A 19,089-nucleotide genomic window follows, 5' to 3' on the forward strand; every position below is an offset into this window, starting at 1 on the left:
CGGCAATGAGAAGGATCGGACGTACTCGGGCGATACTGGTCGTCGCCCTCGTCGCATGGACGGGATTGTTCGGTGAAGCGGCGCTTGCCTCGGCCGATCAGGCGCGAACATCCCCTCCAGACAGTTCAGCTCTCGATCACGTCGAGGAAATCAACGCCCGTCAGCTGACGATGTACGTCTACTCCGCTGCAATGGACAAGGTGATTCCGCTCGAGGTGATTCGGCCGGCAGACACGAGTGCGCCCCGGCCGACTCTCTACCTGCTCAACGGCGCGGGCGGAGGCGAGGACACGGCGACGTGGCAGACACGCACAGACGTCGTCGACTTCTTCGGCGACAAGAACGTCAACGTCGTCAACCCGATCGGCGGTGCCTACAGCTACTACACCGACTGGGAGAAGCCCGATCCTGTTCTCGGGCTGAACAAGTGGACCACGTTCCTCACCGAGGAGTTGCCACCGATCGTCGATGCCACGCTCGGGACTACGGGTGTGAATGCCGTCGCCGGATTGTCGATGGCAGGAACCTCCGTTCTGAGCCTGGCCGAGGCGGCGCCATCCGTTTACCGTGCCGTCGGCGCCTTCAGCGGGTGCGCCGAGACGAGTACTCAACCCGGTCAGGACTACGTGAGATTCGTCGTCGGATTCCGCGGCGGCAACGTGGACAACATGTGGGGTCCGCCCGGCGGTCCGGGCTGGGTAGCCAACGATCCTGTGGTCAACGCCGAGAGATTGCGGGGGGTCGACCTCTACATCAGCAATGGATCGGGCCTGCCCGGCCCACACGAGAATCTGGGCGGACCGATGGTCAACGGCGACCTCGGCGTTCTGGCGAACCAGGTGATCGTGGGTGGAGTCATCGAGGCCGGGACGAACCAGTGCACCCAGCGTTTGGCCGAGCGGCTCGATTCCCTGGGCATCCCGGCCACCTATGATTTCCGGGCAACTGGCACTCACTCCTGGGGTTATTGGCAGGACGATCTTCACAACTCGTGGTCGATGATTGCCGAGTCGATCGGTGCGCGTTAGCCGGTGAACCCGAGGATCGGCGGCTGAGTTGTTTCTCACTTCGGGGCCCGCTCGCCCCACCTAGCCGACCGAACTGCAGGTCAGCGGCGTTATAGTCGCCCTATGAGTTCAGAAACACTCGCGCCCCTCGACACCGATGTACTTGCGCGCAGGTTTGCGTGCCTTGGTGATCCGACGCGGCTGCGAGTGCTCCGACTCGCTGCCGGCGGTCCGATCGACGTCGACACGATTGCACACTCCGCATCACTCGAGCCGTCGGCGCTGAGTGCTCACCTCGAGGCCTTGATCGAGGTCGGTTTTGTCGAGGCTTCGGTGCGTGAAGGCACTTCGGTTGTCAGTGTTGCCGGAACGGCATACTCCGATCTGATGGCAGCGGCCGCCGTCGTGGCTGCGCGTGGCCCGGTCGAAGACACACTGGGAGTTCTTCCCGACGATGTGGTGCTGCGCCGCATGGAATCCGGCGACTGGGATGCCGTGCGCTCGATCTACCGAGAAGGAATCGACACCGGAACCGCGACGTTCACCACGTCGGTGCCGTCAGCCGAGAAGCTCGACGCGCAATGGTTGCCCGATCATCGATGGGTCGCCGAGATCGACGGCCGAGTCGAAGGCTGGGCGAGCCTGAGCCCGGTGTCCTCGCGTGATTGCTACCGAGGGGTCGCCGAGAACTCCATCTACATCGGTAGCGGTGCTCGCGGGCGCGGCGTAGGCAAGCTGCTGCTTCGCCGACAGGTGCAAGCCGCCGACGCCAGTGAGATCTGGACGGTGCAGTCGTCGATCTTCCCGGAGAACCGGGCGAGTGTCGCCTTGCATCAGGCCGTCGGATTCCGAATCGTCGGCACTCGCTCGCGTATCGCTCAACTCGGTGGCAGGTGGCGTGACACGTTGTTCCTCGAACGTCGCAGCGAGGATGCTGACATTGAGGATGCTGACATTTGATAAGAGACGCTCAGCCCTTGGCAGCGCTGATTCCCGCGCGTCGCCCGTAGAAGCTGCCGTCACCGAGGGACGTTCCGGAGGCGTATCCACCGGCGCAGACGCCGGCGGTGCAGCGTCCAGCGGCAAACAAACCCGGGATCGGTTCGCCGGAGACGTGGATGACCTCCGAGTTGATCGACGTGCGCAGGCCGCCGAGCGTGAATCCGGCGGTGAAATTGCGAAGATCGAGCGCAGCGACGGGTGAGCCGATCGGCTTGACCCACTCCTTCTTCTTACCGAGTACCGGGTCTTCACCACGGGCGGCGTGCCGGTTGTAGACCTCGACCGTCGACTGAAGGGTGCCTTCCGGCAGGCCCATGTCGGATTCGAGTTCCTCGACGGTCTCGGCCACCCACTTGGGCTGGAATCTGAAGAACGGTGTGGAACTGTCGGCGGCGCAGCCCTCTTCGTAGGAAGCTTCGTCGATGATCAGGTAGGCCTGATTCTCGTTGCGCAGCAGCGTCTCCTGGCCGATTCTTCCCGGATACGTGTCTTCGTTGACGTAGCGCTGGCCGCGTCCGTTGACGAGAATGCCGCGGATCATCAACTGGGGGTCGCCGAAGAATGCGACCTCGGTTGCGTCCATGTGTGCGAGGTCGGCCCCGAGTGCCTGCGCCATCTGGATGGCCTTGCCGTCGTGCTCTTCGATAGCCGCACCGGGGCGCCCGATCAGCCGTGGGGCGTACGACTGGATCATCGCTTCGTTGTAGGCGAAGCTTCCCGTCGCCAATACGACACCCGTGCGTGCTCGAACTGCCACTTCCTTGCCGTACTGCTTGGCGATGATGCCGACTACTCGATCTCCGTCGACGACCAGGCGCTGGACTCGCATGTCGTATTCTGCTCGTACGCCGAGGATTTCGGCCGTCTCGATCAGTGGCTTCATCAACATGAAACCACCGCCCTTCTCCCCGGTGCGCTTGCCGCTCATCTGCGGCACGTGCCCGCGAGGGGCCGGTGTCGCGATCGTGTTGAACGGTGCCGAGTTCTCGCCGCCGGAATACATGAGTCCGTCGTCGAAGGGTGTTTCCCAGCCGGGTTGGCCGTAGAAACTTTCCTTGAACGGCACACCGTTGTCGACGAGCCAGTTGTAGTGCTCGACGCTGCCTTCGCAGTAGTCGGTGATCTTCTCCTCGTCGGCGCCGGGCCCGAGTGCGGCCATCATGAATGATTTCATGTTGGCGGGGGAGTCCTCGAACCCGAGTGCCTGCTGCAACGGGGTCCCGCCGCCCAGATAGATGAATCCACCTGCCAGCGCCGCAGCGCCGCCCCAGCCGCTCGTGCGCTCGAGCACCAATACGTCGGCGCCCGCTCGCGCGGCCTCGATCGAAGCACTCACTCCGGCAATGCCGTAGCCGGCGACGACGACGTCAGCCTCGAAGTCCCACTGCTCGATGCTTGCGGCGGACTGCGGACGGATTGAGCTGGCCTCGGCCATGAATTCGGATCCTTCGTTCTTCTGGTTGGTTGGTGGGGGAATCGGTGGGTGTGATTGATGCCCTGATGGCAGTATCTCGACCGAAAGTCAGTCGGTGTCCGTTTTCGCGGAATCGGCCGCGGCCTTCTCCTTGGCGCGCGCGGCTTTACGTCTGTCGGCCTTCACGGCGATCAGCGCATTGTTGAGTCCGGTGGCCAGTGGCCAGCCGACGTAGTGGCACAGGAAGATCGCGGCCTCTTCGAACTGCTGCTCGGTCAACTCCTCGTTGTGGAGAGCAGCGTTGATCTGGATCTTTGCCACATCGTTCTGCCCCTGGGCGGTGATGGCACCGATCAGGAGTAGTCGTCGGTCACGCACCGACAGTCCCGGTCGCGTCCAGATGTCGGCAAAGAGGTGGTCGGCGGTGACCGCGAAGAAGTCGCCGGGAACGTCGGCGGGAAGCTCCCAGCCGTACACCTCGTTCATCTTCGCGACGCCACGAGCGCGGGCCTCGGAGATGCGGCTTTCGTCGGTTCCACCGGCATCGGTCATGTGAGTGGTGTCGGTCATGCGTGCTCCCGAGTAGTAGATGCCGAAGACGCCGTTGAAGGTTCGGCCAGCCTGTCTTCGCTGTCATTCCCGACGCCCAGACCGGCACCGAGTCCGGCGAGCGCAAGGTGCGCGAGCGGCAGGTCGAGATTCAGCCGATCACCGAGGTTGATGGCCAAGGCCAAGTCCTTCTCCCCGAGATTGCGAACATGCCGCAGTATCGAGAACCACGGGTCGTCCTCCGAGACCGGTGCGGTGGTGTCACGGAGCATGATCGCGCCCGCGCCACCAGTGATCGCATCGGTGTGCCTGACGACCTTTCCGAGCGTGCGGAGATCGAGTCCTGCTGCTTCGGCGAGTCGCGCGGCCTCGGTCGTGGCGGTGAACGAGACGAAGTGAAGAAGGTTGCGTGCGAGCTTCATTCGCGTTCCCGCGCCGACGTCACCGGCGTGAACCACCAGCTCGGCCCAGGATCCGAAGGGCTCGCGGACGGCTTCGAACGCAGCGTCGGAGCCGCCGATCATCACTGCCAGCCTGCCCTGCGCTGCGCCGCCGGCACCGCCACTGATCGGCGCGTCGACCAGCAGAACACCACGCTGTTGACAGATGTCAGCGAGTTCCACCGCCGTGGTGTCCGAGATAGTGGAGTGAATCGCGACGACAGTGCCTGGCTGTGCGGTCGACAGGATCCCGTGCGGCCCGCACACAACCTCGCGTACCTGCGCGTCGTCGAGCACCGTGACGGAGATGATGCTCGCCTGCGCTGCAACGTCGGCGGGCGTCGATGCCGCGCTCGCGCCCGCAGTGGTGAACGGTTCGAGCGCTTCTGCGCGGGCATCACACACCACCAGTCCGCCCGGCCAGTCCAGGAGGCGCTGCGCCATCGGCGCGCCCATGTTGCCTAGGCCGATGTATCCCAGTCTGGTTTTCGAAGCGCTGGCTTTCGGCGCCGATTCCGTCATGACCGGTACACCTGGCCTCCGTCGACGTTGAAGATCTGCCCGGTCACCCAGCCTGCGTCGTCGGAGAGAAGGAACAGGCACATGCCGACGAGATCCTCCGGCGTTCCCATGCGCTGCAACGGGATTCGCTTCACCATGTCCTTGACGATGTTGCCGGGGGTGACGGTTCGAGTCGCCTCCGTGTCGATGGGACCGGGAGCGATGGCGTTGATCCGGATGTTCGACCAGCCGAGTTCGGTCGCGAGTTGTTGTGTCAGGCTGTTGACGCCGGCTTTCGCGAGTCCGTAGTAATTCGAGTACAGCCATGCTGCTGTGGAGGACTGGTTGACGATCGAACCGCCCTTCGCGCGCATATGAGGTACGACCGCCCGGCACACGTGCAATGCGCCGTCCATGTTGACGCTCATGAACTTTCGGTAGTAGTCCCAGTCCACCGTCAACAGGGAATCGATCTTCATTCCGCCGTAGATGGCAGCGTTGTTCACCAGATGCTCGATGCTACCGAACTGCTCGATCGTGAAGTCGGCAAGTGCCGCAGTCGACTCCCCGTCGGCGACGTCGACGTCCTTGAACACGGCACTTCCACCGTCCGCCGTGATCTGCTTGGCGACAGCTTCACCGAGTTCGCGATTGAGGTCCGCCACGACCACGTTGGCCCCCTCTTCAGCCAGAGCGCGGGCATACGCCTCTCCGATACCCTGCGCTGCTCCGGTGACTATCGCGGTGCGACCGTCGAAACGTCCCATGTCGACCTACTTTCGTGGTGATGATTCTGTGGTGAGGGTGTGGGGTGAGGGTGTGGAATGTCAGGAAGGTGAAGCGACGAGCTTGGTTTCGAGGTATTCCTCGAAACCGGCGAGGCCCATTTCGCGGCCGATCCCGGATTGTTTGTAGCCGCCGAACGGTGCGTCGGCCGAATACCAGACGCCGCCGTTGACGCTCAGCGTTCCGGTTCTGACACCGGCAACGACGTGCGCGACGCGATCGGGATCGGCGCCCCACACCGACCCGGACAGGCCGTAGGGGGAATCGTTGGCAATCCGGATAGCGTCGTCGTCGTTGTCGTACGGAATGATCACGAGAACGGGCCCGAAAATCTCCTCCTGCGCTACGCGAGACGAGTTGTCCAGCCCGGCAATGAGAGTGGGTTCGACGAAGAAGCCGCTCTGGTGATCGTCGGGTCGGCCTCCACCCGTCACGATCGTGCCGCCCTCTTCGACCGCGAGGGCGAGGTAGCTCTCCACCCTGGCGCGCTGGCGCGCGGAGATAACCGGACCACACACCGTTCCGCGCGCGCTGGGGTCACCGGCTCGGATACCCGCCATCGCGGCGCAGGCCGCGGCCAGAGCATCTTCGTACCGAGCGCGCGGCACAAGAAGTCTGGTACTGAGTGCGCATCCCTGACCGGCATGAACGCACACGGAGAACGCGGCAACCGAGCATGCACCCTTGATGTCCGCGTCGTCGAGGACGATGAATGCGGACTTGCCCCCGAGTTCGAGGAAGACCTTCTTGAGGGTTTGCGCGGCCGCGGCCATCACCGTGCGTCCGGTGGCGGTGGAACCGGTGAAGGACACGAGATCGACGCGCGGATCGCTGCACAGCTGCGCGCCGAGAGAGTGATCTGTCGACGTCACCACGTTGACGACGCCCGCCGGGATCTCGGTTTCTTCTGCAATCACCTTGGCGACCAGCGCGGCGCACCAGGGCGTGTCCGGCGCGGGTTTGAGAACGATGGTGTTGCCGGCCGCGAGGGCGGGGCCGAGTTTGGCGAAATTGATCTGGTGCGGGAAGTTCCACGGTGTGATTGCGCCGACGACGCCGACCGCTTCCTTGAGCACGCGGCGATGGGTCGGAATCCCCATGGGTGACGCGTGCCCGAGATCTTGTTCCCACGAATAGGTTTCGATCAGATCGGCCCAGTATCGAAGATCTTCGATCGGGCCTTCGAGTTGCGGACCGCTCGTCAGCATGACGGGTGCGCCGACCTCGGCGACGGTGATCTCACGCAACTCCTCGATGTGGGACTGGAGTGCGTCGCACAGTTGGCGCAGGCAGCGAGCGCGAAACCCGTGATCGCGTGCCCATTCGGTCTCGTCGAACGCACGGCGCGCCGCGGCAATGGCCGCATCCATGTCCGCGGTGGTGCCTTCGGCCGCACGGCCGATCAGTTCCTCGGTGGCCGGGTTGAAAACTTCGAAGGTTCCACCCGATCCGGGAACCAGCTTTCCGTCGACGAGAAGTGCAGAACTGTCTGCGGGTCGAAGCGTCATAACGCGAACCCTCTCTTTCTGGACATGTGTCTGGACTCTAGTTCACACTCGTGGTTGAGGCAATGGTTTCTGGGGCATAAGAGATTTCGAGAGCGTCTCGGGATCTGCTTCGGTGAAAAGCGCCTCGTGTCCGGGGCGGCGCGGCTACGGTTCACCGCACATTCACAACCACGCTTTCACATGCACGCTTTCACATGCACGCCTTCACGTACACGCCTTCACATACACGGGAGAGAGGTCGAAATGAACAGAGTTGACGGAAAAGTGGTGCTGGTGACCGGTGCTGCTCGAGGTCAGGGGCGCAGTCATGCCGTTCATCTCGCACGGGAGGGCGCGCACATCATCGCCTTCGATCTGTGCGCAGACATCGCCAGCAACGAATACCCGCTCGCCAGTCCTGCCGATCTCGAGGAAACGGCTCGACTGGTGAAAGAGGCCGGACAGCAGGTGGTGACGGCCCGTGTCGACGTCCGCGATCGCGCCGGACTCGAAACGGCACTTGCCGAGGCGGTAGGTCAGTTGGGCGGATTGCATGTCGTCGTGGCGAACGCCGGTATCTGTCCGCTCGGCAAGCACGTGTCGACTGCCGGTTTCGTCGACGCGTTCGATGTGAACTTTCTCGGTGTCGTCAATACAGTGCACGCGTCGATGGAATACCTCGGCGAAGGGGGTTCGATCATCGCGATCGGCTCTGTTGCCGGTCTGGTGCCACAGACCGGATTCAACGGGCAGCAGGCGCTCCAGGGTCCGGGTGGCGACGGATACGGACTGGCCAAGAAGCTGATTCAGGCATATACCAGTTCGTTGGCACTGACTCTCGGGCCGAGTTCCATTCGCGTCAACGCGATTCATCCGACCAACGTGAACACCGACATGTTGCAGAGCATGCCGATGTACCGGACGTTCCGTCCCGACCTCGAGAATCCGACCGCCGAGGATGCGGCAGTGACGTTCCCGTTCATGCAGGCGATGCCGACCCCGTGGGTCGAGCCCGCGGACATCTCGCATGCGGTCGTGTACCTGTCCTCGGACGAGTCGCGATTCGTCACCGGCCAGCAACTGCGCGTGGACGCTGGTGCCGGGATGAAGATCGGTCTGTAGTAGAACTTTTCGCTTCGTGGCTGCCTGTGAGTGGTGAATTTTCGAAGTTTCCCCATTTCGTTGCCCTGGACAGGGTGCTGTAGTAACGTCCAGACACGTGTCCAGCAAACGGGGCGATTCAAGTGGCGGGGGATCGATTGTCTATGAATCCACTCGCAGGCGCCTCACGGGCAAACAGGCGGAAACTGTGGCCAGGCTTGCCGAAGCAACAGTGAAAGTTCTACGCAAACAGGAGTTTTCCGGACTGACTGTCCGTTCGGTTGCGGCCGAAGCGGGTGTAGGAACTGCGACCGCCTACACGTATTTCGCGTCCAAAGAGCATCTGGTCGCAGAGGTTTTCTGGCGAAGACTTCAGAACTCGTCGGCGCCTGATGGCTCAGGGTTGGATCGCACCGCGCACGTGCTGTCTGTACTTCGAAACATCGCGCTGCTTCTCGCGGACGAACCGGAGGTATCGGCCGCCGTGACCAATGCACTGCTCGGATCCGATCCTGAAGTGGAACATCTTCGCGGGCGGATCGGACTCGAGATCCATCAACGACTCGCTTCGGCGTTGGATCCGAATGGCGAACCCGAAGTGTTGGAAGCGCTCGAAATGCTTTATGCCGGGGCGCTTCTGCGAGCAGGGATCGGCTACGGAACCTACGCGCAAATCGCTGGACGCCTCGAGGCCTCAGCTCTACTGATCCTGGAGAAATCATGACAGAAGCTTTGATCGATCCGGTGGTCTTCAATCCGTACGACTACCACTTTCACGACGATCCGTATCCGACGTACAAGCGTCTGCGCGAAGAATCACCGTTGTATCACAATCCGGACGTTGGCTTTTGGGCGTTGTCGCGATATGCGGACGTGGTCGACGGGTTCAAGGACAACAAGCGTCTCTCGAGCGCCAACGGGGTATCGCTCGACCCCGCAGCCTACGGTCCACACGCGCATTATGTGATGTCGTTTCTCGCGATGGACGATCCCCGCCATATGCGGTTGCGCCAGTTGGTTTCTCGCGGATTCACACCGCGACGGGTTGCGGAGCTCGACGGCCGGATCCTCGAACTCACGAAGCAACATCTGGTACCTGCGTTGGGCGCGGGGGAGTTCGACTGGATTACGGAGGTGGCGGGAAAGCTGCCGATGGACGTCATCTCCGAACTCATGGGGGTTCCCGAATCCGACAGGGCCGAACTGCGGCGCAAGGCGGATCTGGTGGTGCACCGAGAGGCGGGTGTTCTCGACGTGCCGCAACCTGCGGTGGAGGCTTCGATCAGTTTGATGGGCTACTACAAGGAGATGATCGCGCAGCGTCGCCGATCGCGGACGGACGATCTGACCTCGGCCTTGCTCGATGCCGAGATCGACGGAGACAAACTCTCGGACCAGGAGATCCTCGGATTCATGTTTCTGATGGTCGTGGCCGGAAACGAGACCACGACCAAGCTTCTCGGAAACGCTCTGTACTGGGGTTCGCACCACCGGGAGCAGATCACACCGGTTCTCGACGATCCCGAACGAGCCTCGGAATGGGTGGAAGAGACTCTTCGCTACGACACGTCGAGCCAGATCGTGGCTCGGACTTCGGTTGTCGACCTCGAATATCACGGACGCACCATTCCGGCGGGGGAGAAGGTCCTGCTCCTGATCGGATCGGCCAACCGAGACGCCGACGTCTTCGAGGATGCCGACAGCTTCCAGATCGGCCGGAGTTCGTCGGGAAAACTCGCGAGTTTCGGTGGTGGCGTGCACTTCTGTCTCGGTGCCCACCTTGCCAAGCTCGAAGCCAAGATCGCCCTCGCAGAGTTCGGGCGTCGGGTCAGCGACTACGAAGTCGACGAGTCCGGAATCGAGCGTGTTCATTCGACAAACGTCCGGGGCTTTGCGGCCCTGCCGGTGAAAGTGCAGGTGCGCTGATGCCTCGTTTCGAACCTAATCCAGTTCGCCGGCCGGCATTGATCAGTGGTGCATCGTCGGGAATCGGCACCGCTACTGCGTATGCCCTGGCCGAACTCGGCCATCCGGTTGCGCTCGGTGCGCGTCGAGTCACCGAATGTGAAGCCATCGCCGAGAAGATCCGCAGCAATGGTGGTGAAGCGTTCGCCCACTTCCTCGACGTCACGGACGGTGATTCGGTCGACGGATTCGTCTCGGCCGCAGAGGCAGTCCACGGTCCCACCGAAATGGTCGTCTCCGGTGCCGGTGACCTCGAATTCGGGGCTGCGGACGAGATGGATCCAGAGGCGTTCTCACGGCAGATCCAAGTCCACCTCGTTGGTGCGCAGCGATTGGCGCATCGCGTACTCCCCGGCATGAGGCAACGACAGCGCGGTGACTTCGTACTGATCGGCTCGGATTGTGCCGAGCGCCAGCGTCCACTCATGGGTGCTTACGACGCGGCCAAGGCCGGGCTCGAAGCAATGGGGCGCCAGATGCGAATGGAGCTCGAAGGAACAGGCATTCGCGCGTCGATCGTGCGACCCGGGCCGACACTGACCGGCATGGGGATGGACACGACGCCGGAGATCATCGGACCGGTTGGGGAATCGTGGAGTAAGTGGGGGTTCGCCCGCCATGGTTACTTTCTGCGCGCCTCGGACATCGCCAATGCCATCGTCGCCGTTGTGTCGGCGCCGCGAGGAGCACACATCGTGCTCGTCGAAGTTCAGCCCGAGGCACCACTGGACAAACTTCCCACTGCGAACTCACAGGAGACGACATGACGCACGGAGTGCAGGAGACGTCGCGAACACTGCCCGAGCCGCCGCGGGTGTCCGGCGGGGATCTCCCGCACGGGCATCTCGAGGAACTGCGAACCGACCCGATAGCGCTCATGCGCCGGGTGCGTGAGGAATGTGGTGACGTCGGCGCCTTTCAACTTGCCGACCGCACAGTGATCCTGCTGTCCGGAGCTGAGGCAAACGAGTTCTTCTTCCGCTCCACCGACGAGGATCTCGACCAACAAGCGGCTTACCCCTTCATGAAGCCGATATTCGGTGAAGGCGTCGTCTTCGATGCCAGCCCGGAGCGGCGTAAGGAGATGCTCCACAACTCGGCTCTGCGCGGCGAACAGATGCGCGGGCACGCCGCCACGATCGGCCGCGAGGTCGAGGCGATGGTCGCGCAGTGGGGAGACGAAGGCGAGATCGATCTGCTCGACTTCTTCGCCGAGCTGACCATCTACACCTCGTCGGCGTGCCTGATCGGCAAGAAGTTCCGCGACGAACTGGACGATAGCTTCGCCAAGCTGTATCACGAACTCGAACAGGGAACGGATGCATTGGCTTTCGTGGATCCGTACGCGCCGATCGAGAGTTTCCGCCGCCGCGACGAGGCCCGGTTGGCGTTGGTCGCTCTGGTACAGGACATCATGAACGGGCGCATCGCGAATCCTCCGCAGGGCAAGGAGGACCGCGACATGTTGGACGTGTTGGTCTCGGTCAAGGACGAGAACGGCGACCTCCGGTTCAGTGCCGACGAGATCACCGGCATCTTCATCTCGATGATGTTCGCCGGCCACCACACGACTTCCGGCACGGCAGCGTGGTCGCTGATCGAGATGTTGCGGCATCCCGACACCATGACGGACGTCGTCGACGAACTCGACAATCTGTACTCCGACGGCGCCGACATCAGTTTTCATGTCCTGCGCCAGATTCCGGTTCTCGAGGCCGTGGTCAAGGAAACCCTTCGACTGCATCCGCCGTTGATCATCCTGTTGCGGGTGGCACGTGGAGATTTCGAAGTGGGCGGCTTCGAGATCCGAGAGGGCCATCTTGTCGCTGCGACGCCCGCGATCTCCAATCGAATCGCCGAGGACTTCCCCCGACCGGACACCTTCGATCCCGGGAGGTACATCGACCCGAATCAAGAGGACATCGTCAACCGCTGGACGTGGATTCCGTTCGGAGCCGGCCGGCATCGCTGCGTCGGTGCTGCATTCGCCCAGATGCAGCTCAAAGCGATCTTCTCGATCCTGCTGCGGGACTTCGAGTTCGAGATGGCGCAGCCGTCGGAGTCCTACCGAAACGACCACAGCAAGATGGTCGTCCAGTTGCAGCAGCCGTGCGCGGTGAGGTACCGGCGCAGAACACGTCCCGGGCGTGAGGGGTGATCATGCACGTCGAAGTAGACCTCGACCTGTGCCAAGGCCATGCGGCGTGTGAGCTCGAGGCACCGGAGATCTTTGTCGTCCCGAAGCGGGGGAAGGTCAGTCTTCTGGACTCGGACCCACCTGAGTCGCTCCGCGGTGAAGCCGAGCTGGCGGTCAGGTACTGCCCGACCGGCGCCCTGAGAATTGTCGACTGATTACAGCGGATTGTCGATTGATTGCAGCGAATTCAAGTACTCGAGGGAGGAAGTTCAGATGACGGGTTTCGACCGCGCAGAGCTCGACGAGATGGTCCAACGCTGGATCGAGGCGAACAAGAAGGCCGAAGCCGCCGGTGATTGGAAACCGTTGGCGGACATGTACACCGAGGACGCCACGTACGGGTGGAACTACGGTCCCAAGCAGGATTTCATGGCAGTGGGGCGCGAGGAGATTCGCGAAGTCGCGCTCGGCCTCGAGATGAAGGGCCTCGAAGGTTGGGAGTACCCGTATCAAGACTTTGTGATCGACGAACGTAGCGGAAACGTGATCGGCTTGTGGAAGCAGATTTCCGATGCCAAGCGTGAGGACGGGAGCAACTACTCCGTCTACGGTATCGGCGGTAGTTGGTTCCGTTACGGCGGGGACTTCCAATGGTCCTGGCAGCGTGACTTCTTCGACTTCGGGAACGTGTCGGCACTGTTCATGGAGATGATCGGCAACAACGCTCTCTCGAAGGGGATGCAGGGCCGGGTCCAGCGATCGATCTCGGGCGACCCGCTACCGGGCTGGTATCCGGTGGGCACCGCGCCGGTCCCGCTGTGGTGAGTCCGATGACGGTACGCGATTCCTTCGAGACACTCTCGCAGCGCGACCTTGCCGTGTTGGTGCCCGAGTTGCTCCTGTGTGGGCAGCTGATCGATCGCTCGGGCATGGCGCATCTGATCGTCGAATTCGGACGCGAGGGTATGGCGCAGGTGGCCGTCGAGGAGTGGGAATCGGCCAGTCCCTGGTACACCCGCCGCATGCAGAAGGCCCTCGGATACGAGGGCGACGACGTCGTGACGATCTTCAAAGGGCTACAACTCGACATCGGCGCTCCGCCACAGTTCATGGACTTTCGATACCGGGTCGACGATCCGCTGCACGGTGAATTCTGGCTCGATCATTGCGGAGCACTCATGGACGTCGAGCCGTTGGGCGATGAGTTCGTGACCTCGATGTGTCACGACATCGAGGATCCGACTTTCGATGCGACGGCCATCGCGACCAACCCGCACGCCCAGATCCGGCCGATTCACCGACCACCGCGCAGGCCCGCGGACCGACATCCGCACTGCGCCTGGACCGTTTCCATCGACCCGTCGCACACGCCTCCCGTGATGACCGCGCACACCGAGCAGATCGGATGCACCGCCGCGGTGACGGTCGAGCTGAGCCCGATCGATCACGGTGGGGACGGTAGGGCGGACTACTCGGGTCCGTTGTTGTCCGACCTGAGGTTTTCCGACTTCTCGCGATCAGCCTTGGTTCGTATCGCAGAGGAGATCTGCGTGCAGCATCATCTGTTGGCGTTGGGCTTTCTGGCAGCGGTTCGCCGCCGTGCCGACGAAGACAAGGCGCGCGAGATCACGCGAAAGCAATTGACCGGAATCGCGGGAGTTGCGGCACAGCGTATTCGAGATGCGCTCGGGCTTCCTTCGACTCTGGAATCGTTGGCATTGGTCCTGTCCGTGCATCCATTGCTGAATCCGAAGCAGTATGTGGAGAGTGAGATCCGACCGGACGGCGGTGCTCTGGAGCTGTGGATCTCGCGAGACGCTCTTGTCGACCGCGACGGCGGTTGGCCGACCTTGCTCGGCAGCGAGCACCTCGATCCCCTCCAGGCTTTGGTCCGCGGCGTGAATCCTCACTTCACCGTGAGAGTGGTGGCCGAAGATGCCGCGGGGCTCCTTCTGGCCGTCGACATCACCGAAGCTCCCGCTCCGGAATGCGTCGAAGTCGCCATTACGAAGGTCAGTACCGGCGCGGCATTCGTATTCGAAGATCGCGGAATCCCTTTGCCTCTCTTCGTCGTCTGACCGGCCGAACCCGAAGGACTCAACCTATGGCGTACACGTTTGCAGACCTGTTCGAGCATTCCGTCGATGTGATGCCCGATCGCCTCGCGCTGATCGTTTCCGGCGAGGAGGTGACATACCGTGAGCTCGACGAGCGGGCCAACCGATTGGCGCATTACTTCCAGTCCGTCGGGTTGGGTGTCGGTTCGCACATCGGTATTCAACTGCACAACTCGATCGAGGCGATGGTTGCTGTCCTCGCGGCCTTCAAGATCCGCGGCGTTCCCATCACGGTGAACTACCGCTACACGAGCGACGAATTGGTTTATCTGTACGAGAATGCGGATCTCACGGCGTTGGTATTCCATCGTGGTTTCGCTGAGCGGGTCGCCGAGGCGTTGGTGTCCGCGCCGCGGGTCAAGTACGTGATCGAGGTGGCGGACGAACTCGCTCTCGGGAACGAACCGTCGATTCCGGGGGCAGTGGCGTACGAGGATGCGCTCGGCAACCAATCCCCGCTGCGCGTAGGTGAACATGCTTTTCCCGAGCGTTCCGGCGACGACGTCTACGTTCTCTACACCGGCGGAACAACCGGACGACCGAAAGGCGTCGTCTGGCGGCAGGAAGACATCTGGCGCGTGTTGGCCGGCGGTTACGACTTCTATTCGGGTGAGCCGATCGCCGACGAGTACCAGCAGTCGCGCGGTGGCGCCGCGGCAGCCGAACCGATGCGGTGGTGCATGCTTCCACCGCTGATCCACACCTCGGCACTGATGCCGACGTTCAACGCTCTGTTCTCCGGAAACACCGTCATCTTCGAACCGAAGTTCGATGCGGCGCAGGTCTGGAAAGTCGTCGCCGAGTATCGGCCCCAGGTCATGGTCATCACCGGCGACGCCGTGGGCCGTCCACTGGTCGAAGCCCATCACGAATTGCAACCGGATGCGTCGAGCCTGGCTGTGCTCGCCTCCGGCGCTGCGCTCTTCTCCGGATCGGTCAAAGACGCGTTCTTCGACGTCTTTCCGAATCTGATGATCTCCGATTCGGTTGGATCGTCCGAAACAGGCTTCGGCGGAATCGGATTCGCAACCAAAGGGCTCGAGCAGCGTGGCGGACCCAAAGTGGGCGCCAACAGATTCACGGTCGTCGTCGACGACGACAACCGTGTGTTGGAGCCGGGCTCGGGGGCCGAAGGATGGTTGGCGAAACTCGGCAACGTCCCACTGGGCTACTACAACGATCCGGTGAAGTCGGCGGAGATATTCCGAGAGGTGAACGGCGCGCGGGCAGTGGTGACCGGAGACCGAGCGCGGATCGAGGACGACGGCTCGGTCACTCTCCTCGGCCGGGGAAACATGGTGGTCAACACCGGCGGTGAGAAAGTCTTCGTGGAAGAGGTCGAAGCAGTGGTGAAGGCCCATCCCGACATCTACGACGCAACAGTGATCGGCATTGCCGACGAGCGGTGGGGCAATCGGGTGGCGGCGGTGCTCCGCGTCCGCGATGGTGTGGAACCGGATTTCGATTCCATCGAAAAACACACCCGCACTCAGCTTGCCGGCTACAAGATTCCGCGTTCCTTCTGGATCGCCGACGAGGTCGTTCGAGCGCCGAGCGGCAAGCCGGACTACCGCTGGGCCAAGGAGTTCTCACAGAACAGCGACCCGGTCCACCGGATCGAATAGCGCTCACACGCAACACCCGGCACCCGGCACCCATCCGTAAAGGAGCATCTGCAATGCCTGAGATCGACCTTCCCGACGGGTTCGACGTGACCGACCCGCATCTGTACGGCGAGCGCGTCCCGCTTGCCGAGTTCGCCGAACTACGACGATGCGCTCCGGTCTGGTGGAACGCCCAGGAACCGGGTACCGGCGGATTTCACGACGGTGGTTGTTGGGTTGTCTCCCGCCACGCAGACGTCCGCGACGTCTCGTTGCGCAGCGAGGAGTTCTCGAGCAACGTCAACGGCTGCATTCCGCGGCATGAAGACAACATCTCGGCGGAGGAGTTGGAGGCGACAAAACACGTCCTCATCAACAAGGACGCCCCTGAGCACACACAGCTGCGCAAGTTGGTGGCGCGCTTGTTCACTCCGCGGTCGGTGGAAGCGATGCGGGCCGGGCTGGAAGCGCGGGCAGAAGACATAGCGTCGGCTGCCGTGGCGGAAGGTAGCGGTGATTTTGTCAGCCAGGTCGCCAGCGAGTTACCGATGCAGGCGATCTCGGATCTGATCGGTGTACCGCAGGACGGGCGCCGTCAGCTGTACGAATGGTCGAATCAGATGACGGGATACGATGACGAGTCGCTCGCCGGCGAGTCTCGGATGGCGTCGGCGCAGATCCTGGGCTACGCCTATCAACTGGCCGAGGCGAGACGGGAGGAACCGCTCGACGACATCATCTCGCGCTTGGTGCATGCCGACATCGACGGACAGAAACTCACCCCGGAACAGTTCGGTTTCTTCGTCATCATGTTGGCTGTCGCAGGCAACGAAACGACGCGCAACGCAACGACACTCGGCATGATGGCATTTCTCGAGCATCCGGATCAGTGGGAACTGTACAAGCGTGAGCGTCCGCGCACCGCCGCGGACGAGATCATCCGCTGGGCTTCGCCACTGACGTCGATGCAACGAACAGCAGTGGTGGACACACAGATTGCCGGCACGGCGATTGCGAAGGGGCAGCGTGTCGTACTGCTCTACGGCTCGGCGAACTTCGACGAAACCGTCTTCGAGAACCCCGACGTCTTCGACATCACCCGAGACCCGAACCCGCACCTCGCGTTCGGAGGAACCGGACCGCACTACTGTGTCGGCGCCAACCTGGCCAGAATGGAGGTCGATCTGATCTTCGGCAAGATCGCCGATCACATGCCCGACATCAGCAAGCTCGGCGATCCGAGCAGGCTCTCGTCCGGTTGGCTCAATGGGATCAAGGAATTCAAGGTCGACTACGGCAACTCCACGTCATGTCCTTCGGGGCATTGACGTGTACAGCGGAAGAGTTGCACTTGCGGGCCCGATGCGCGAACTCGGCCAGTTCTACCGGATGGGCGCCGATGTCGCAGTGGGCTTGTTCCGCACCCGCTTTCAGGTGCAGGAGTTTCTCGAGCAGAGTTGGATGATCGCCCGGGTGTCGATCGTGCCGACAGTGTTGGTAGCCGTGCCGTTCACGGTCCTGGTGAGTTTCACCCTCAACATCCTTCTCCGCGAAATCGGTGCCGCCGACCTCAGCGGCGCCGGGGCCGCGCTCGGTGCCGTGACTCAGGTCGGTCCGGTGGTGACGGTGCTGATCGTGGCAGGTGCGGGCGCGACAGCCATCGCCGCCGATCTGGGATCGAGAACGATTCGTGAAGAGATCGACGCCATGGAGGTGCTCGGGATCGATCCGATCAATCGGTTGGTGATTCCGCGGGTGGTCGCGTCGACCGTGGTGGCTTTGCTGCTCAACGGACTCGTCTGCGTCATCGGCATCGCCGGCGGTTACGCCTTCTCGGTGTTTCTCCAGGGCGTGAACCCTGGCGCCTTCGTCGAGGGAATCACGTTGCTGACCGGCCTGCCCGAGGTGGCGTTGTCGATGGTCAAAGCTGCACTGTTCGGGATGCTGGCGGGATTGGTGGCCTGCTATCGCGGTCTGTCGGTACGGGGTGGGCCGAAAGGCGTGGGGGAGGCCGTCAACGAAACGGTGGTGTACGCGTTCATGGCGTTGTTCGTCGTCAACACCATCGTCACCGCGGTCGGCATCCGATTGACGGCGGGGTGATCGAGGTGACGCTGTCGGATTCGCTGGCACAAATCGGCAAGTTCGGACGCACGCGGGCGCGGGTGGCTCGAACGTCACGCTCGATCGACGACGTCGGGCGACAAGCTGTCTTCTTCGCGCGCGCCATCGCTCACATCCCGTGGGCAATTCGCAAACACCCGAAGGAAGTGTTGAGGCTGGTAGCCGAGATCAGCATGGGCACCGGAGCTTTGGCAGTGATCGGCGGCACGGTTGCGGTCGTAGGATTTCTGACCCTAGCCTCGGGCGGCACCATTGCGATCCAAGGTTTCAGCTCGCTGGGAAATATCGGAGTCGAAGCGCTCACCGGATTCTTCTCCGCCTTCATCAACGTTCGTATCGCTGCGCCGGTCATCGCGGGAATCGGCCTGTCGGCCACGATCGGAGCAGGTTCGACCGCGCAGATCGGTGCCATGCGCATCAGCGAGGAAATCGACGCCCTCGAATCGATGGCGATCAGTTCGGTCCCGTACGTCGTCAGCACCCGCGTCACCGCAGGGATGATCGCGATCTTGCCGCTGTACTCACTGGCGCTCGTAGGATCATTTCTGGCCGGACGATTCACCACGGTCGTGCTGTTCGGTCAATCCTCCGGTCTTTACGACCACTACTTCACGACGTTCCTCGATCCGGTCGACGTCGCATGGTCCTTCGTTCAAGTGCTCGTGATGGCACTACTGGTGATGCTGATCCACACGTACTACGGATACAACGCGTCCGGGGGACCGTCGGGCGTGGGAACTGCAGTGGGCCGCGGGGTTCGGCTCTCGCTGATCTGCGTCGTGGCGGTGACCCTGCTCGTCTCACTCGCGCTCTACGGCGGTTCCGGCAACTTCAATCTGTCCGGTTAGGGGGACT

General features: G+C 62.5%; 19 protein-coding genes. 14 read left to right on the top strand and 5 right to left on the bottom strand.

Annotation, left to right across the window (positions count from 1 at the left end; all coding sequences use genetic code 11):
* The first annotated feature begins 5 nt into the window (after positions 1-5).
* Both B0E55_RS24995 and B0E55_RS25000 read left to right on the top strand, forming a co-directional pair.
* Complete coding sequence (locus B0E55_RS24995) at positions 6-1,028, top strand: alpha/beta hydrolase (protein WP_046378652.1); 1,023 nt, start codon at positions 6-8, stop codon at positions 1,026-1,028.
* Positions 1,029-1,130: 102 nt separating this feature from the next.
* Complete coding sequence (locus B0E55_RS25000; protein WP_021344432.1) at positions 1,131-1,967, top strand: helix-turn-helix domain-containing GNAT family N-acetyltransferase; 837 nt, start codon at positions 1,131-1,133, stop codon at positions 1,965-1,967.
* Between the two features lie 10 nt (positions 1,968-1,977).
* On the opposite strand, the gene B0E55_RS25005 is transcribed toward B0E55_RS25000, so the two are convergent.
* From B0E55_RS25005 to B0E55_RS25025, 5 genes are all read right to left on the bottom strand, one after another.
* Positions 1,978-3,444 carry an FAD-dependent oxidoreductase gene (locus B0E55_RS25005; RefSeq protein WP_069147166.1) on the bottom strand — a complete coding sequence of 489 codons (1,467 nt, stop codon included), beginning with the start codon at positions 3,442-3,444 and terminating at the stop codon, positions 1,978-1,980.
* A gap of 87 nt (positions 3,445-3,531) precedes the next feature.
* A complete protein-coding gene (locus B0E55_RS25010; RefSeq protein ID WP_003944075.1) occupies positions 3,532-3,993 on the bottom strand; it encodes a carboxymuconolactone decarboxylase family protein in 462 nt (153 codons plus the stop codon).
* Complete coding sequence (locus B0E55_RS25015; protein ID WP_080910676.1) at positions 3,990-4,934, bottom strand: NAD(P)-dependent oxidoreductase; 945 nt, start codon at positions 4,932-4,934, stop codon at positions 3,990-3,992. Before B0E55_RS25015 ends, B0E55_RS25010 begins: the two co-directional genes overlap by 4 nt.
* On the bottom strand, positions 4,931-5,680 hold the full coding sequence (locus B0E55_RS25020; protein WP_021344429.1) for an SDR family oxidoreductase: 750 nt from the start codon (positions 5,678-5,680) through the stop codon (positions 4,931-4,933). Before B0E55_RS25020 ends, B0E55_RS25015 begins: the two co-directional genes overlap by 4 nt.
* Positions 5,681-5,740: 60 nt before the next feature.
* Complete coding sequence (locus tag B0E55_RS25025; RefSeq protein ID WP_080910677.1) at positions 5,741-7,207, bottom strand: aldehyde dehydrogenase; 1,467 nt, start codon at positions 7,205-7,207, stop codon at positions 5,741-5,743.
* A gap of 243 nt (positions 7,208-7,450) precedes the next feature.
* Between B0E55_RS25025 and B0E55_RS25030 the strand changes: the two genes are divergently transcribed.
* The 12 genes from B0E55_RS25030 (at position 7,451) to B0E55_RS25085 (ending at position 19,082) form a co-directional block, all read left to right on the top strand.
* Positions 7,451-8,308: a mycofactocin-coupled SDR family oxidoreductase gene (locus tag B0E55_RS25030; protein ID WP_080910678.1), complete on the top strand. Its 858-nt coding sequence runs from the start codon at positions 7,451-7,453 to the stop codon at positions 8,306-8,308.
* A 136-nt stretch (positions 8,309-8,444) separates the two neighbouring features.
* Positions 8,445-9,011 (top strand): TetR/AcrR family transcriptional regulator, encoded by a 567-nt coding sequence (locus B0E55_RS25035; RefSeq protein WP_024487471.1) that lies wholly within the window; start codon positions 8,445-8,447, stop codon positions 9,009-9,011.
* Entirely contained in the window at positions 9,008-10,213 is a 1,206-nt protein-coding gene (locus B0E55_RS25040) for a cytochrome P450 (protein ID WP_029255488.1), read from the top strand. The genes B0E55_RS25035 and B0E55_RS25040 overlap by 4 nt, the downstream gene beginning before the upstream one ends.
* Complete coding sequence (locus tag B0E55_RS25045; RefSeq protein ID WP_020907946.1) at positions 10,213-11,019, top strand: SDR family oxidoreductase; 807 nt, start codon at positions 10,213-10,215, stop codon at positions 11,017-11,019. Before B0E55_RS25040 ends, B0E55_RS25045 begins: the two co-directional genes overlap by 1 nt.
* Positions 11,016-12,410, top strand: a complete 1,395-nt coding sequence (locus B0E55_RS25050; RefSeq protein WP_080910679.1) for a cytochrome P450 — start codon at positions 11,016-11,018, stop codon at positions 12,408-12,410. The genes B0E55_RS25045 and B0E55_RS25050 overlap by 4 nt, the downstream gene beginning before the upstream one ends.
* Before the next feature lie 2 nt (positions 12,411-12,412).
* A complete protein-coding gene (locus B0E55_RS25055) occupies positions 12,413-12,604 on the top strand; it encodes a ferredoxin (RefSeq protein WP_029255487.1) in 192 nt (63 codons plus the stop codon).
* A 58-nt stretch (positions 12,605-12,662) separates the two neighbouring features.
* Positions 12,663-13,214, top strand: coding sequence for a hypothetical protein (locus B0E55_RS25060; RefSeq protein WP_020969764.1), 552 nt, complete (start codon positions 12,663-12,665; stop codon positions 13,212-13,214).
* A 5-nt stretch (positions 13,215-13,219) separates the two neighbouring features.
* Positions 13,220-14,467, top strand: a complete 1,248-nt coding sequence (locus B0E55_RS25065) for a hypothetical protein (RefSeq protein ID WP_029255485.1) — start codon at positions 13,220-13,222, stop codon at positions 14,465-14,467.
* A gap of 26 nt (positions 14,468-14,493) precedes the next feature.
* Positions 14,494-16,131 (top strand): acyl-CoA synthetase, encoded by a 1,638-nt coding sequence (locus tag B0E55_RS25070; protein ID WP_080910680.1) that lies wholly within the window; start codon positions 14,494-14,496, stop codon positions 16,129-16,131.
* Between the two features lie 53 nt (positions 16,132-16,184).
* Complete coding sequence (locus B0E55_RS25075; protein ID WP_047888955.1) at positions 16,185-17,438, top strand: cytochrome P450; 1,254 nt, start codon at positions 16,185-16,187, stop codon at positions 17,436-17,438.
* 34 nt (positions 17,439-17,472) lie between these two features.
* A complete protein-coding gene (locus B0E55_RS25080; RefSeq protein WP_021344419.1) occupies positions 17,473-18,213 on the top strand; it encodes an MlaE family ABC transporter permease in 741 nt (246 codons plus the stop codon).
* Positions 18,210-19,082: an MlaE family ABC transporter permease gene (locus tag B0E55_RS25085; RefSeq protein ID WP_003944051.1), complete on the top strand. Its 873-nt coding sequence runs from the start codon at positions 18,210-18,212 to the stop codon at positions 19,080-19,082. Before B0E55_RS25080 ends, B0E55_RS25085 begins: the two co-directional genes overlap by 4 nt.
* The last annotated feature ends 7 nt before the right edge of the window (positions 19,083-19,089 follow it).

This window comes from Rhodococcus sp. 66b, from assembly GCF_002076325.1.
Taxonomy (GTDB): Bacteria; Actinomycetota; Actinomycetes; order Mycobacteriales; family Mycobacteriaceae; genus Rhodococcus_F; species Rhodococcus_F erythropolis.